Origin of the sequence: Arthrobacter pascens, from assembly GCF_030815585.1 — a bacterium.
In the GTDB taxonomy this organism is placed as follows: domain Bacteria; phylum Actinomycetota; class Actinomycetes; order Actinomycetales; family Micrococcaceae; genus Arthrobacter; species Arthrobacter pascens_A.
The window spans coordinates 735,852-749,630 of the sequence record NZ_JAUSWY010000001.1; the positions used below are offsets into that span (position 1 = coordinate 735,852).

The window sequence follows — 13,779 nt, forward strand, 5'->3', positions numbered from 1 at the left end:
TCTAACGGGGCCGCAGTGGGTCTTCAGCGGATAGCATCCCTTTTATGACACCAAGATTGAAAGGTCGCAGGCGGGCTGTCCAGCGGCTCATCAGTGAAGTTGCTACCTGGGCGAAGCATGAAGATCGAGTGAGAGCTGTTGCTCTCGTTGGGTCTTACGCGCGGGGAGCCGAGCGGATGGCAAGCGATGTTGACCTAGTGGTGTTGAGCGATACACCAGAAACTCTTGAAGACGCGGCATGGTTTGGACAGATCCATCCCGGAGCGCGCCTTATTCGCTCGGAGGTATGGGGGCCAGTACGCGAACGCAGGTTTCGGCTGGCATCAGGGCTGATTGTAGAACTGGGCATTGCTCCCTCCAGCTGGGCTGATCTCCCCTTGGATGAGGGAACGCGCCGCGTCCTGAGCGACGGGCACCGCGTTCTGTACGACGCAGGTCTGCTCAGAGAGGCTTCCGCGGCCGTTGCTAGATAGGCCATCGCTCCGCGTCAAACACTGCCCGCAGGCAGAAGGTGTACCCAGTGCAATAACCCGTTCCAAAGAGGACGAAAGCTGTCCTTAGATCAGTGTTCGGTGAAGGATAGGACAGAGAGCATCCCGAGCCGTGACATCTCTATGCGAGGTGAGCCAACATTTTCTCGCGCTGCCGGGTAAGTGTTTCAGCTTGGGCTTCCAGTTCGGCGGCCCGCCCTGTCAGGTGTGAACGCAGCTCGGCGCACATTTCAAGCTGTGAAGCACTACCGCGGGCACATGGGAGGTACTGGCGGATCGCGTCGGAGTCGAGGCCGGCGGCGAACAGGCCCTGTATCTGACTGACTATGAGGGGGAGCATCCTGGGCATAGACGCGGTATCCATTGCAGGCCCGGTCCCGGGACGAGCAGGCCTTGCTCCTCGTAGTAACGAAGTGCACGCCGGCTGACTCCCGTACGCTCGGACAGCTCCCCAATCAGCAAACCTGCAGTCCTTCCACTGACGATGTTTGACCTTCACGCTGACGTGACCCCTTAAGGTCCCATGCTATGAACATAACAACCATGCTTGATACATCTCATTCTCTCCGACGCGTCCTCATAGTCCACGGATACGCTGCCGCACCGGATGCGCACTGGTTTCCTTGGCTCCGCGACTCACTCGAAACCGCTGGCGTTGACGCAACTGTGGTGACTCTCCCTACTCCCGATGCTCCCAAAGCCGCAGCGTGGACGGACGCAGTCGCGGAGGTGATCGGAGTCCCTGATGCGGGGACATGGGTCGTGGCTCACTCCCTGGGAGGCATAACGGTGCTGCGCGCACTTGCAACGTTGACGGAGCCATGGCAGCTCGGCGGGCTTGTGCTCGTCTCCGGTTTCACCGGGGCACTAAAATCACTGCCGGTGCTGGACGAGTACCTCAGTACTGATGTCGACGCAGAGCGCATCGCGAAAAATATTGGCGTGCGGGCCATGGTCCGCTCTGATGCGGATGCCTTCGTGCCGGCGGCAGCATCCGACGAGCTTGCACAGCGGCTCAACGCAGAACTCCATATACGACCCGGCGCCGGCCACTTCCTCACCGAAGACGGAGTGTCCGCCCTCTCTATCGTGCTAGATCTGCTGCGGCGGTAGAACCCGATTCCCGCTCAGACCAAGACCTCGGACTTCGCACCGATATCGCGGCGTGAGAGGCTATCCCGCCGTTATGTCGGCTCTTACGTTCGCCCCAAAAGCGTCACCAGAAAACTGTCCGGTAAGAGGTTCGGCTAACGGGCACCATGGGTACGGTGATCGACCGGCTAACGGACTGGAACGAAGGACAGCTCATCGTGCCTCGCAATGCCAAAGTGCTGGCCGGGATACCGCGGGCCGCAGAAGTACATGTTGGTGTGCGCGCCGATCTGCTCGGCGCCGAATCGACGATGGCGGGCGCACGGCCGTCGGCCGTTCCGCCGTCGAACGTGTTCGTTTGGGGGGCCGGCGGTGACTGGGGGGACGGCCGCGGCTCTCAGAGGCCATCTCACCGCCGACCCGGCATTCACCCGGGCAGTATTCCGGAAACTGAAATGCATATATGGCCGGTGTGGTTGACCCGGCAGTGTCACCGCTGCCTTGCCCACCACACCTGTCACCATAAAAGCACGCCGCCGGCCGTCCCGTCACGAGTAGTCTGTACTCTACTTTTCCGGTTGAGTAGGGCCGCTGGCGGCAGCGGTCCTGGTCATCGGGATCCTTCGTTTTCGAGAAGAGAGGGCGACCGGTTCAAATACGGTTCCGTTAACGAACACATCCACAGCGCCAGCTGAAGTGTGCAGGCGACTTACGACATTCCGTGCAGACTACTTCCGAACAGGGGCACTGCAGGCATCGATCTAGGCGGTGGGCGGCAGCTCTAGTCGCTGGCTGGTCTGACCAGCTGGAACATCCCGGTCATATCGCCGAGGGTGAAGCCGTCTCGCTGGTAGAGCGAGACGGCATCATGGGTGGCAAAGAGCCCGACGAATGCAGTTGCCGGTGCAGTGCGAGCCACATAGTCCAGTAGTCGGCGGAGCAGTGCCGTCCCGATTCCCTGGCCTTGATAAGCGGGCAGTACAGCGAGGTCCTGGATATAGAAGTACTTGACGCCGTCCCCCACCAAGCGGCCCATGCCGACGACATGGCTGCCGTCAAGGGCAACCACCCCGGCCAGTGATCCCTCAAGGGACGCGGGCATGGTCTCCCAGTCGAAGGCGTGGGCCCAGCCGACCGCCTCAGCGAGCCGACGGTGCTCGCTTGGCGTGGGGAGACGGTTAAGAACGGTGCGATTGTCCATCACACATCCAATCCTGTAGCAATCGGCCAACCCAAAGCAAAGGATTGCCAAACCCCCGGACCCCGTCCATACCTTCGAAAGTACTCACGAGTTGCTCGTACCGTCTTACACCTTTAGCCAAGCAACCACCCTTGACAAGTTTTATTGTCAAAGCCACGATAGTGACGTGCAAGACGTTGAAGTTATCGAAAGCACGAAGGCAGCCGCCGCCGCGTTGGATCCGGTCCGGGCCAGGTTGCTCAGCGAGCTGGCTGTTCCGGCCTCCGCCGGGGGGCTCGCCGCCAGAGTCGGCATCACGCGCCAGAAGATTAACTACCACCTCAAGGCGCTTGAGGAGCACGGCCTCGTGGAGCTGTTTGAGGAGCGCCGGCACGGGGGCATCACCGAGCGGGTGCTGCAGGCCTCGGCTGCATCGTTCGTCGTGTCACCAGCGGCTGTAAGCGCGACGGCGGCTGATCCGGACGCCAACGACGACCACCTGTCAGTGCGGTACCTCGTTGCGCTGGCCGGCAGGCTAATGCGGGAGGTCGGCGCCCTGGCGCGCAGGGCCGACGCGTCCGGCAAGGGCCTGCCGACGCTGACCATCGACACGCAAATCGGCTTCCAATCGGCCGCCGACCGGGCTGCCTTCGCTGACGATCTGACCGCCGCGGTGCTCGACCTGGCCGCTCGCTACCACCATGACGACGGGCGCCCGCATAGGCTCGTCGTCGCCGCACACCCCCTTCCTGAGGAGAACCGATGAGCACGACCCCGACCGTCCCGTACCGCCTAGAGTTCAGCGTCCAGGTTCCGGGGACCCCGGAACAGGTCTGGCAGGCCATCGCCACCGCCACGGGCATGAGCGCCTGGTTCTTGCCGACTGAAATGGAGGAGCGCGAGGGAGGCTCCCTACATTTCACGATGGGCCCGGAGATGGGCTCCGACGGCCAAGTCACCGGCTGGGATCCGCCGCGCCGCTTCGCATATGAGGAGGATTGGGCGGCCCTCATGGGCAAAGACCCGGATGCCCTCAGCCCGCTGACGTCAGAGTTCCTCGTCGAGGCGCAATCCGGAGGCACCTGCGTCGTTCGCGTCACCACCAGCGGCTTTGGGACCGGCGCCGACTGGGAGTCAGAGTTCTGGGATGACATGGGAGCCAACTGGATGCCGTTCTTCGACAACCTGCGCCTTTACCTGTCGCACTTCCCAGGCCAAAAGGCCACACAGCTCGAGGCCACCGCCTCCCACCCCGGCGACGCACAGGCGCTCTGGTCGACCCTGCACGACGCCCTCCGGCTCGGCGACGAGGGTACGACGGTCGAGATACGCGGTGCTACCGGTAGGGTCGAGCGTGCCGGCGAGCGGCAGGCGCTGGTCCGGCTCACCGCACCGGTGCCCGGGATGCTCAGCATCTTTGCTTACGGCGAGGGCGAGGGCGAGGGCGCGGGCGAGGGTACGGCGACGGCAGGCGTACGAGCGTACCTGTTCTCCCCGGACGCAGCGGACTACGTGCGGCGCGAAAAACCGGCGTGGCAAACCTGGCTGCAGGAGCTCGTCGTCCCGGCCTGACCTTCCGCGGACCGGAAGGCTGCCTGGTTCGACAAATTTGTGACCTTCCTATGTGCCGGGGGCCTGCCACACAGCTATACCGCTTACACCGGACTGGCATCGTCGATGACCCTTGACTTCAAATGCATCATCAATCCGTACATGGTGTACGCCAGTGACCGTGATGCAACGGACGGTGTATTCTCCGAAGCAGTCGCCAGACGAATGCAGAAAACCGTCGAAGTAGCTTTGGAACTCGCCGCGGCCCTAAAGAACCGACCGTACTCATCGGATTGGGAAATATAGACCAACAAGATAGTGCTTGCGAGTGCCTACACTGCGGAGGGAACAGCTGTCCGGTGCACGTTCCTCAAAAGGCGCAGCTTGTTGGTTCATTAGCGGCCAGGGCGACTTCCTTGGGAATGAGGAACACGTCCACTGACTAGGTGATCGTCGGATCGGCAAGACGCTTGGTTCCGTTGAAGTTAGTGGCCAAGCCTGATTGCATGACCTCGTGGATAACGTTCATTGGAGTCGGCTGCCTCCCGGAGTGCATGACTGGTTGCGGAAACACGTCAACAGCGAGACGCTCACCTTTACGTCCACAATCGGCGGCTATTCCGGCGGTGTGACTGGATTGTTGGCCGTTTCCGGGGACGTGTTCTTCGTAAAGGCCGTCCCGCTGAATTCGCCTCCTGCAGCGGATTACATAACTGAAGCGCGTGTGGCCAAGGCGCTTGCGTCCAAAGTCCCGATGCCACGGTTGTTATTCGAAGGATCGGTGGAGGGCTGGATTCTCCTGGTGTTCGATGTGGCCAAAGGGCAAACACCGGATGAGCCATGGCAGCGCGATCAGCTCTTGGCGGTCATGAAAATGCTGGATGAGTTCTCGCGCCTGCTCAACCCGAGCCCTGTGGCAAGTCTGCCGACCGTCGCTGATCGGATGAGGGGTCGTTGTTCAACGTGGTCCCAGGTCCTGGCGACTGGATCCTGCGGGCTGCTCTCCGTAGGGGAGCTGAGCGGGTGGGAACTGGAACACCTTCCGAGGCTTGCCGGTCTCGAACGATCATGGGAAAGCATGGTTCATGGCGAAACCCTGCTTCACTTCGACATGCGACACGACAACCTAAAAATAGACGAACACGGGCAGATCTGCGTTCTTGATTGGGGCCGGGCGTGCATAGGTCCGGACTGGGTTGATGTCGTCTGCTTGCTTCTGGAATCCGACGCGGGATCAACAGATCTGGAGAGCCTGTTCCGCCAAAGCGCACGGGCCACGGACGCGGATCCGCAGGCGGTTGACGCATTCCTCACTATCCTGGCCAGTTACTGGCGGCATGCTGCCACGCTCACCCACGGTGTGCCCGCGGAGCTCAAGCGCCGCCGCGAGTTCTCCAGCCAGAGCACCCTTCGATGGCTCCAACAGCGATGGCGCAACTAGCGACGGCCAGACCATGTTGTCCGATGGTTCAGGTGTGGGCCGAGTTAGGAGCTTGCAGTATTCGGCCGGTCCGTGCACGGAAACGAAGGATTTCGTGCAGGCTGTTTCATAGTACCTTCCCAAGCTACACGCACTCGTGCGCGAAGGCTGCCCGGCTTGACTACAGGAACATCTCCGTGGTGACGGCGCTGGCTTCCCTGGGTGCGGGGGTCTCAGCCACCGGGATACTGGGCTTCGCCGCGGCAGCCGTGTTCGCCGTCGTGATTCCCCGGTTCAGGCACCGCCAGAACTACTGATCGTCTCAGGAGCAGAGGGCTACGAGCAGACGAGGGTCCGCGTCAGCGGTTGGCTGCTCCAGATGTTCGACGAGTTGGGGACTTTGTACTTGGCCCGGATCTCGTAGGTCCACGTGCCCCTGCCCGCATTGTTGCTGGCGACGGTGGAATACGTGCGCTGGGACGGGCTGCTGAGATCACCGGTAAACTGCACCGCGCCACCCGGGTTGCGGACGGTTATCTCCAGGTAGTTCGCGTACTGCACGGTCCCGACGCTGGTGGCGGCGATGCTGACGTGGAAGTTGCCTGAGATCTTCAGGCAACTGGCGGTCACCGGAAACGACGCGGCGCTGGGCATTGGGACTGTAGCAGCCGAGTAGCTCGTGGCAGCGTTGCCGGTGCTCGTGTATGAGGCGTTGGCCGCGGGTGCCAGCGCGAGGCCCAGGATCAGGCACGGAACCACGCCGGCGGCCCGGGCCGCCTCTGCGATGCTGCGCCGTCGCCTACTCACCGGATGCGGACTCCGCGTTCCTGCGCCAGATGGAAGCCAACAGCCCGATCACCAGCACAGCCGGTGCCCCGTACATGAGGGTGTTCAGGACAACAGGTTCCCGGAGCATGCGGATGGCCTGTCCCACGGAGGGGACCGTCAGGATATGCCGGTGCACGGTGTCTCCCTGGAGGGTTGCCCTCCAGGGGTCCGCACCGTTGTTGGCGTCACCCTTGGTGCGTACCGCCGTCGTACCTTCCTCATTGGTGAGGATCTCGACCACGCGGTGGGTTTCCACCCGGTGGTCCTCCACGGGGATGTGGTAGGTGATGATGTCACCCACCCGGATGGCGCTGACCGGCGCGGGCGCGGTGACCACAACGTCGCCCGGGTTGATCAGCGGCGCCATGGAGCCGGTGAGCATGGTGGACGTCTGGTAGTGCAGCACCCGGGGGCCGACGGCGAGGAGCAGGAACGCTGCCACGGCGACGACCACCATCACCGTGGAGAGGATGTTCGCGGTGCGGTGCGCGGCGGCTTTGAGGGTGGTCCCGGCTTTGGGGGTGGTGGTCCCGGCAGTGGTGGTCCCGGCGCCGCCGCGGAAGATGCGAGGACGCCGGGACGGCTTGGGCTCCTCAACGGCGCCGGGCGCCCGGGCGAAATCAGTTACTGTGCTCATCGCTGTACAGCCCTAAGGAAGAGTCCGGATGGAAAGGCTACTTGACCGTTCCTGTGCGCTGCGTGCCGGTGAAGTCGAACGTGATGGTGCTGGCGGCGCCCTGGAAGGTGTTCGGGGCCGTGGCGGGCAGCAAGGTGGTGACCTTCAGGTTGTCCGCCGCCCCGGAGGCAACGGAGGCGAGACCGGCCAGGGCCTTGTCGGCGCCGATGACCGGGCCCGTGGCCAGGACGGTGGTGGTGGTGCCTGAGCAGGTGTACGGTGCAGCGGTGCCGGTCCACGCGGTGCTGCAGGACTGGATGGTCAGCTGCAGGCCGTTGGTGCTGTCCGTGGTGAGCAGCGACGGGGTGGTGGTGCCGGCCGTCAGCGTGATGCTGTTCAGTGCCGAGTTGCCGGTGTTGGTCAGCGTGGCGATCTTTTCGACAGAGTCGCCGGGCAGGAGGCCGGTCACCGGGACGTTCAGGGTGTTGGCGGCGCCTGCTTCATTCAGGGCGATGACCACGGTGCCGGCGGTGACTGCCTGGCTGGCTGATGTGGTGGAGGTGAAGGCGCCATAGGTTCCCATGCCTGCAACGGCGGCAGCAGTGCCCACGAGTGCGACGGAAGCCAGGATCTTGCCGGAAGTGGTTTTCATGCTGATGCTCATGAGGGAGGTGTCCTTTACGCGAAAAGCCCATCCCCCCAAATGGGCGGGCCGGCCCCCAGCGGGCCGGCCCTAGTGCCAAGCTCTTGAGCTGGCAAGAACCACTGTGCACGTCGCGGATCAACGAACGGGCGGAATTTCCTCAAGATTTGCGCAGGTTTTTTAGGGTATCGATGCTGTTCAGGCTCCTACGCCTCACCCAACTAGCTCGCAGTTAAAGTCGTTATGAGGGCCCACAACGACATTAACTGCGAGCTAGTTGGGCGGGGCGGGGCCCTGGCGGTGCCTTGGAGTTTCCTGCTGTGGAGCGCCTCCTCGGGCCTTCGCCTAGGACGCGCCGTGTGGAGTGCCGTGGTTATGGTGGTGGACTTTTTCTTCCTGCTGGATGTTGGCCGTGCCTGCGAGGTGACTCCAACCGGCGTCGCTGAGGGCGTGGTATGCCACGTGGAGTTCTTTTGCAGGGTCGGCGGTGGCGTCTGTGTCACGTTGATCGAGCGCGTCGGCCAGCAGTCCGGCTGCTGCCGTAAACCTTCCTGCGGCGGACTGGATTTCGTCGGGCCACTCGATCGCATCTACAGCGATGCGCGCGTTACGGATCAGGCCAGACCAGTTCCTGTCGATCTTCGGGGATGCACCCGTCAGGTTGGTGGCTATGCCGTGGAAGCCGACATTGTCGATATGGGTGAGGGCTGCGAGCACGCCGGCTGTCCGGACTGCTTCCTCGGTGTTTGGATCCCCATGTTGATTCATTGCCATCTCCTTTTGTGATTCCGGCTGTCCCAAGGATGGCCCGCACCTGAGCCGGGCTCAAGACTTTTCCCTCATGACCCCTTCCATAATATACCCCCTGGGGGTATATTGAGAGCGTTGTCAGTGAAGTGGTATGTCCCGGCGGGTGCAGTGCACCGCCATCACAGCCGTTCAACCCCAGCACCCATGGAACCTTCGTCAAGGAAATGGAACTGACATGAATGGAACAGAATCCCGGCAGGAATTGCCGCTAGCATCCTTCGCATCGGGCTGCCGCTGCTGCTCGACCGAAGCCCCGGAAGACTCAATCACCAGCACGGCAGGAGCCGAGTACGCCCTCGAAGGGCTCACGTGCGGACACTGCGTGGCCACCGTTGAGAATGCCGTCACCGCAGTGGATGGCGTGGCCGCCGCCGTCGTCGAGCTTGTCCGGGGCGGCCGCTCACGCCTGGTTGTTTCCGGAACTCCCGATGATGCTGCGCTCCGTGCGGCTGTCACCTCCGCCGGATACCGCCTGATCACCAGCTAGCCAAGGTCCTGCCGGCCTGCGGCGCTTCGTCCGCAGGCAGGCCTTCATCCTCTCAAGGAGGAAACATGGAAGACCACACCCATCACCACAGCCACCACGCAGCCCAGAGTCCCGAACCCGGCCACGAAGCGGCTGCCGCGCCGGCGTCCAACAGGACGGGGACGGCAACCCCTCCGATCCGCCACCACCAGCACGAAAGCCACGGCTCCGACGATGACCATGCAGTACACAGCCATGGCCAGCATGCCGGGCACAGCACGGCGATGTTCAAGGACAGGTTCTGGCTGACCCTGGCCCTGTCCGTTCCGGTGGTGTACTTCAGCCCGATGTTCGGTCACCTGCTGGGCTACATGCCGCCCGAGTTTCCGGGATCGGCCTGGATCCCGCCCGTACTGGGAACGGTGATCTTCCTCTACGGCGGCCAACCGTTCCTCAAAGGCGGCCTGAAGGAACTCAAATCCCGGACCCCGGGCATGATGCTCCTGATCGGCATGGCCATCAGCGTCGCCTTTGCCGCCTCCTGGGCCACCACCCTCGGCGTCGGCGGCTTCGACCTGGACTTCTGGTGGGAACTGGCCCTGCTGGTCGCCATCATGCTGCTGGGACATTGGCTCGAAATGCGCGCACTCGGCTCGGCTCAAGGCGCCCTGGACGCTCTCGCGGCCCTGCTCCCTGACCAGGCCGAACGCATCACCGAGACAGGCACCGAAACTGTCAGCGTTTCCGAACTCAGGGCCGGGGATACCGTCCTGGTCCGTTCCGGGGCGCGTATGCCGGCTGACGGCACCGTCGTCGATGGCCAGGCCGAGTTCGACGAATCGATGATTACCGGTGAATCCAAGACGGTGCTCCGTGCGGCCGGCGATTCTGTTGTCGCCGGAACCGTCGCCACGGACAACACTGTCAGGGTCCAGGTCACGGCAGTTGGTGATGACACGGCCCTTGCCGGGATCCAGCGCCTCGTCGCCGAAGCGCAGGCCTCCTCCTCCAAAGCCCAAGCCCTGGCCGACAGAGCCGCTGCCTTCCTCTTCTACTTCGCCGCTATCGCCGGCGTCATCACCTTCATCGCGTGGACACTGCTGGGCAGCGTGCCGGACGCAGTCACCCGCGCCGTGACTGTGCTGGTGATCGCCTGCCCGCACGCCTTGGGACTCGCGATTCCCCTGGTCATCGCAATCTCAACAGAACAGGCAGCCAGGGCAGGAGTGTTGATCAAGAACCGGATGGCACTGGAACGCATGCGCACCATCGACGTCGTCCTGTTCGACAAGACAGGAACACTGACAAAGGGCGAACCCGAACTCAAAGACGCGGCCGCTCTTGGCGGAACAAGCCGGGAGGAGCTGCTGGCCCTGGCAGCCGCCGTGGAATCCGACAGCGAACACCCCGTGGCGCGCGCCATCATCCGGGCAGCGCGGGAACGGGGCCTGGAGCTTCCCCGCGCCACAGCTTTCACGTCAATGACCGGCCGTGGCGTCCGCGCAACGGTTGACCGGAGAACCATCCAGGTGGGCGGTCCGGCCTTGCTGAGGGAATTGGGAATCAATGAACCTGAGTCCTTAGCGGCTTCCACCCGGGTCTGGATGGACCGCGGCGCGGCCGTGCTGCACGTCGTGGAGGGGAACAGGGTCCTGGGCGCGGTGAGCCTGGAAGATGCAATCCGGGCAGAATCACAGCAGGCAATATCCGCCCTCCAAAGCCGGGGCATCAAGGTGGCCATGATCACCGGCGACGCCCACCAGGTGGCCCAGGCCGTCGGATCCGAACTGAACATCGACGAAGTCTTCGCCGAAGTCCTGCCCGCTGACAAGGACAAAAAGGTCGCCGAGCTCCAAGCCCGCGGACTGAAGGTGGCAATGGTCGGCGACGGCGTCAACGACTCCCCGGCACTGGCGAGGGCCGAGGTGGGCATCGCTATCGGAGCAGGCACAGACGTCGCCATGGAATCAGCCGGCGTGGTCCTGGCCGGCAACGACCCCCGAGCTGTCCTGTCGATGGTGGATCTCTCCCGCGAGAGCTACCGGAAGATGTGGCAGAACCTCGTCTGGGCCACCGGCTACAACATCATCGCCGTCCCGCTTGCCGCAGGTGTGCTCGCCTTTGCCGGGGTTGTGCTGTCGCCCGCTGCCGGTGCGGTCCTGATGTCGGTTTCCACCATCGTGGTCGCACTGAACGCACAGCTGCTGCGCCGGGTGAGACTCAACCCCGCGCAGGTCCGTTGACAAGGAACACTGGCCAGCGAAACACGGACACGGCCTGGGCGGCCGCGGCCGGTAGCCTTGAAGTCAGTCCGACTCAAGCGGAAGGAGGAACGTCATGACCGCACCAGGCCGCGGGGACTTCACCACGGCGTTCCTCCACCGCGCGGGACTGTTCGCGGCCCTCTTGGCCGTCATCGCCGGGATCCTGGGCATGCACGTTATGACCGGCACCCACGGCACACATTCCCCCGCCGCTGTCACTGCAACCGACGCGGTCCTGACGCCCATCACCGGCACCGGCCATGCCGAATCCCCGCCGGGCCACGCGGGCCATAGTGCTCCCAGTGGAACCGTGGCCAATTCCCAGTCGTCTGTCCAAGATGCGGCCGGAACTTTGGAGCAGTGTTCGTGCTCCGGCAGCTGCGCGAACGGGCACGCCATGACAGCCGCGTGTACCCCGACAGCGAAGACCGGTTCATTCTCTGCTCCGTTGCCCGGCACCACGGTCATTGCGGTGATCTCCAGCGGCGCAGCAGACGGCATGCTCCCCGGACTGTGGTCCTACCTTCCTGACGCACCTTCGCCGGGTGAACTGTCCATCAGCAGGACGTAAACAGGCGGTGCCCGCCCGGGCGGCAACGCCCGGCGCGCAGTCCCCGATCCCGTGCCGACGCGACCTCCTGCCGGCGCGACCCTCACAGAGGACCTCGCGCCGCATCACCGATGCACACACCACCCGCGGCGCCCTGCGCCAACCCAAGTTTGAAGGACCTGATTCCATGACCAAAAAGCTTCTGACCCTTTCAGCCACCGCCACCGCCATCGCCGCAGCCATCGCCCTTGCCGGCTGCGGGAGCGGGGGACCCGGATCTTCCGGTACGTCCATGCCCGGCATGGACCACGGCGGCTCCGCCAGCAGCGCCCCGTCCACCAGCGCACCCGCTGCCGCCGACCACAATGCCGCGGACGTCACGTTCGCCCAGATGATGATCCCGCACCATGCCCAGGCCGTTGAGATGAGCGACATGATTCTGATGAAGCAGGACATTCCTGCCGAAGTGACGGACCTTGCCACCAAGATCAAGGCGGCCCAAGGCCCGGAGATCGAAACGATGACCGGCTGGCTCAAGAGCTGGAACGAACCCACGATGCCCTCCGGCCACAGCATGGAAGGCATGGTGGGCGAGGAGGACATGAAGAAGCTCGAGGCTGCGCAGGGCACTGAAGCCGCCAAGCTCTTCCTGAGCCAGATGGTCGCCCACCATGAGGGCGCGGTGACAATGGCCAAAACCGAAGGGACCGCCGGCAAAAACGCGGATGCGGTCAGCCTCAGCAAGGCCATCGTGACCGGGCAGGAAGCCGAAATCCAAGAGATGCAGAGACTGCTGGGAACCCTCTAACCAGCCCCGGCGCCGGTCCCTCCTCTCGGGCTCGTCTGCCCCGCCCAACTAGGTCGCACTTAACGTCGTTATGACTGCCCATAACGACGTTAACTGCGACCTAGTTGGGCAGCGCGGCAGCAAGGGGCGCCATCAGCGCGAAGCCGGGACCCGCCGTCGGGCCGCGTAGGCGAACAGCGACGTGGTGGCCACCGTGGCCAGGTACCCGGCAATGACAATCAGCGAGATTCCGGCCCAGAAGTAGCTGGTGGTACTGTCCGACTGCCCCGGCCCCGGCGCGATACTGGCCAGCGAAAACACCGCCACCACGGCCGAGGCCAGGCCGATCACCACCGGCAGCGTCAGCCAGATCCTGGCGGATCCCACATGCTTGCCGAACCCCTCCCACACGTTCCAGACCCCGCCGAGCCGCAGGATCAGCCAGCCGGCGGGAACCATGAACGCGCCCACCAGCAGGAACGCCGCCACAACGTCCGCCGGGCGGTGCCACTGGTTGATCAGCGTGGACACGCCCGACGCAATCGCGAAGGTGCCGCCCACAAATCCGGCCATCGGGCGCCAGCGCGGCGAGGCCATCAGGAACACCGCAGCCGCCGCGGAGGCCGCCAGCGTAGTGTGTCCGGACGGGAGGGAGTTGAGCTCCAGCGTCACCACACCCCTGTCCGGGCGGACCGGCAGCACGTCCTTGAGGACCTGGGTGGCAATGTTGGCACCGATGCACGCGGCCACGGCGATCCCCGCCGCCGTCCAGCGGCGCCGGATCACCGTAACAAACAGAACGACGACGGCGGCCACCACCAGGGAGATGGTGGGCAGCCAGTCCAGGAACTCCGTGGCCGCCTTGCCGGCCGGGCCATGGATATCCACTGCTTCAACCAGGGCGGACTCGTCGATGAACTGGCCAGTGGTGGTCTGGACGAAGTAGTAGTACGTGGCGATCAGCCCCACAATGCAGGCAAGCGTGGCGAACGCGAACATGAAGCCAGAGCCCGGTGCGGGGCGCATCGGAGTCCGGGAGGGCGCCTGTCGTGGAAAAGTCATCGGTTAAGGGTGTCACAGA

General features: G+C 63.9%; 16 protein-coding genes. 9 read left to right on the forward strand and 7 right to left on the reverse strand.

Annotation, left to right across the window (positions count from 1 at the left end; genetic code table 11):
- Positions 1-44: 44 nt before the first annotated feature.
- Positions 45-473 (forward strand): nucleotidyltransferase domain-containing protein, encoded by a 429-nt coding sequence (locus tag QFZ30_RS21940; protein ID WP_373462807.1) that lies wholly within the window; start codon positions 45-47, stop codon positions 471-473.
- A 342-nt stretch (positions 474-815) separates the two neighbouring features.
- Here the strand turns inward: QFZ30_RS21940 and QFZ30_RS03460 are convergent, their stop codons facing one another.
- Positions 816-953, reverse strand: a complete 138-nt coding sequence (locus QFZ30_RS03460; protein WP_307073513.1) for a MerR family DNA-binding transcriptional regulator — start codon at positions 951-953, stop codon at positions 816-818.
- 81 nt (positions 954-1,034) lie between these two features.
- Here QFZ30_RS03460 and QFZ30_RS03465 point away from each other — a divergent pair, with 81 nt between their 5' ends.
- A complete protein-coding gene (locus QFZ30_RS03465) occupies positions 1,035-1,604 on the forward strand; it encodes an RBBP9/YdeN family alpha/beta hydrolase (RefSeq protein ID WP_307073515.1) in 570 nt (189 codons plus the stop codon).
- Between the two features lie 760 nt (positions 1,605-2,364).
- Here QFZ30_RS03465 and QFZ30_RS03470 read toward each other — a convergent pair.
- Positions 2,365-2,784: a GNAT family N-acetyltransferase gene (locus tag QFZ30_RS03470; RefSeq protein WP_307073517.1), complete on the reverse strand. Its 420-nt coding sequence runs from the start codon at positions 2,782-2,784 to the stop codon at positions 2,365-2,367.
- 166 nt (positions 2,785-2,950) lie between these two features.
- Between QFZ30_RS03470 and QFZ30_RS03475 the strand changes: the two genes are divergently transcribed.
- The 3 genes from QFZ30_RS03475 (at position 2,951) to QFZ30_RS03485 (ending at position 5,755) form a co-directional block, all read left to right on the forward strand.
- A complete protein-coding gene (locus QFZ30_RS03475) occupies positions 2,951-3,529 on the forward strand; it encodes an ArsR/SmtB family transcription factor (protein ID WP_307073519.1) in 579 nt (192 codons plus the stop codon).
- A complete protein-coding gene (locus QFZ30_RS03480; protein WP_307073521.1) occupies positions 3,526-4,335 on the forward strand; it encodes an SRPBCC family protein in 810 nt (269 codons plus the stop codon). The genes QFZ30_RS03475 and QFZ30_RS03480 overlap by 4 nt, the downstream gene beginning before the upstream one ends.
- Positions 4,336-4,828: 493 nt before the next feature.
- Positions 4,829-5,755: a phosphotransferase family protein gene (locus QFZ30_RS03485; RefSeq protein WP_307073523.1), complete on the forward strand. Its 927-nt coding sequence runs from the start codon at positions 4,829-4,831 to the stop codon at positions 5,753-5,755.
- Between the two features lie 315 nt (positions 5,756-6,070).
- Here the strand turns inward: QFZ30_RS03485 and QFZ30_RS03495 are convergent, their stop codons facing one another.
- The 4 genes from QFZ30_RS03495 to QFZ30_RS03510 form a co-directional block, all read right to left on the reverse strand.
- Entirely contained in the window at positions 6,071-6,541 is a 471-nt protein-coding gene (locus tag QFZ30_RS03495; protein WP_307073525.1) for a hypothetical protein, read from the reverse strand.
- The gene (locus tag QFZ30_RS03500) at positions 6,534-7,199 is read right to left on the reverse strand and encodes a signal peptidase I (protein WP_307073528.1); all 666 of its coding nucleotides are present in this window, start codon (positions 7,197-7,199) and stop codon (positions 6,534-6,536) included. Before QFZ30_RS03500 ends, QFZ30_RS03495 begins: the two co-directional genes overlap by 8 nt.
- Before the next feature lie 37 nt (positions 7,200-7,236).
- Positions 7,237-7,842 carry a TasA family protein gene (locus tag QFZ30_RS03505; protein WP_307073530.1) on the reverse strand — a complete coding sequence of 202 codons (606 nt, stop codon included), beginning with the start codon at positions 7,840-7,842 and terminating at the stop codon, positions 7,237-7,239.
- Positions 7,843-8,166: 324 nt separating this feature from the next.
- Entirely contained in the window at positions 8,167-8,589 is a 423-nt protein-coding gene (locus QFZ30_RS03510) for a hypothetical protein (protein WP_307073532.1), read from the reverse strand.
- Between the two features lie 217 nt (positions 8,590-8,806).
- Between QFZ30_RS03510 and QFZ30_RS03515 the strand changes: the two genes are divergently transcribed.
- The 4 genes from QFZ30_RS03515 (at position 8,807) to QFZ30_RS03530 (ending at position 12,719) form a co-directional block, all read left to right on the forward strand.
- On the forward strand, positions 8,807-9,118 hold the full coding sequence (locus QFZ30_RS03515) for a heavy-metal-associated domain-containing protein (RefSeq protein ID WP_307073534.1): 312 nt from the start codon (positions 8,807-8,809) through the stop codon (positions 9,116-9,118).
- A 65-nt stretch (positions 9,119-9,183) separates the two neighbouring features.
- Entirely contained in the window at positions 9,184-11,340 is a 2,157-nt protein-coding gene (locus QFZ30_RS03520) for a heavy metal translocating P-type ATPase (protein ID WP_307073536.1), read from the forward strand.
- A 94-nt stretch (positions 11,341-11,434) separates the two neighbouring features.
- Positions 11,435-11,932 carry a hypothetical protein gene (locus tag QFZ30_RS03525; protein ID WP_307073538.1) on the forward strand — a complete coding sequence of 166 codons (498 nt, stop codon included), beginning with the start codon at positions 11,435-11,437 and terminating at the stop codon, positions 11,930-11,932.
- Positions 11,933-12,098: 166 nt separating this feature from the next.
- Positions 12,099-12,719: a DUF305 domain-containing protein gene (locus tag QFZ30_RS03530; protein ID WP_307073540.1), complete on the forward strand. Its 621-nt coding sequence runs from the start codon at positions 12,099-12,101 to the stop codon at positions 12,717-12,719.
- Between the two features lie 132 nt (positions 12,720-12,851).
- Here QFZ30_RS03530 and QFZ30_RS03535 read toward each other — a convergent pair whose 3' ends face one another.
- Positions 12,852-13,760, reverse strand: coding sequence for a phosphatase PAP2 family protein (locus QFZ30_RS03535; RefSeq protein WP_307073543.1), 909 nt, complete (start codon positions 13,758-13,760; stop codon positions 12,852-12,854).
- Between the last annotated feature and the right edge of the window lie 19 nt (positions 13,761-13,779).

What these genes read in the sequence shown, in the direction of transcription:
- QFZ30_RS21940 (WP_373462807.1), top strand. Translation starts at nt 45, where the DNA reads ATGACACCAAGATTGAAAGGTCGCAGGCGGGCTGTCCAGCGGCTCATC.
- QFZ30_RS03465 (WP_307073515.1), top strand. Translation starts at nt 1,035, where the DNA reads ATGCTTGATACATCTCATTCTCTCCGACGCGTCCTCATAGTCCACGGA.
- QFZ30_RS03470 (WP_307073517.1), bottom strand. Translation starts at nt 2,784, where the DNA reads ATGGACAATCGCACCGTTCTTAACCGTCTCCCCACGCCAAGCGAGCAC.
- QFZ30_RS03480 (WP_307073521.1), top strand. Translation starts at nt 3,526, where the DNA reads ATGAGCACGACCCCGACCGTCCCGTACCGCCTAGAGTTCAGCGTCCAG.
- QFZ30_RS03500 (WP_307073528.1), bottom strand. Translation starts at nt 7,199, where the DNA reads ATGAGCACAGTAACTGATTTCGCCCGGGCGCCCGGCGCCGTTGAGGAG.
- QFZ30_RS03505 (WP_307073530.1), bottom strand. Translation starts at nt 7,842, where the DNA reads ATGAGCATCAGCATGAAAACCACTTCCGGCAAGATCCTGGCTTCCGTC.
- QFZ30_RS03510 (WP_307073532.1), bottom strand. Translation starts at nt 8,589, where the DNA reads ATGAATCAACATGGGGATCCAAACACCGAGGAAGCAGTCCGGACAGCC.
- QFZ30_RS03515 (WP_307073534.1), top strand. Translation starts at nt 8,807, where the DNA reads ATGAATGGAACAGAATCCCGGCAGGAATTGCCGCTAGCATCCTTCGCA.
- QFZ30_RS03520 (WP_307073536.1), top strand. Translation starts at nt 9,184, where the DNA reads ATGGAAGACCACACCCATCACCACAGCCACCACGCAGCCCAGAGTCCC.
- QFZ30_RS03525 (WP_307073538.1), top strand. Translation starts at nt 11,435, where the DNA reads ATGACCGCACCAGGCCGCGGGGACTTCACCACGGCGTTCCTCCACCGC.
- QFZ30_RS03530 (WP_307073540.1), top strand. Translation starts at nt 12,099, where the DNA reads ATGACCAAAAAGCTTCTGACCCTTTCAGCCACCGCCACCGCCATCGCC.
- QFZ30_RS03535 (WP_307073543.1), bottom strand. Translation starts at nt 13,760, where the DNA reads ATGACTTTTCCACGACAGGCGCCCTCCCGGACTCCGATGCGCCCCGCA.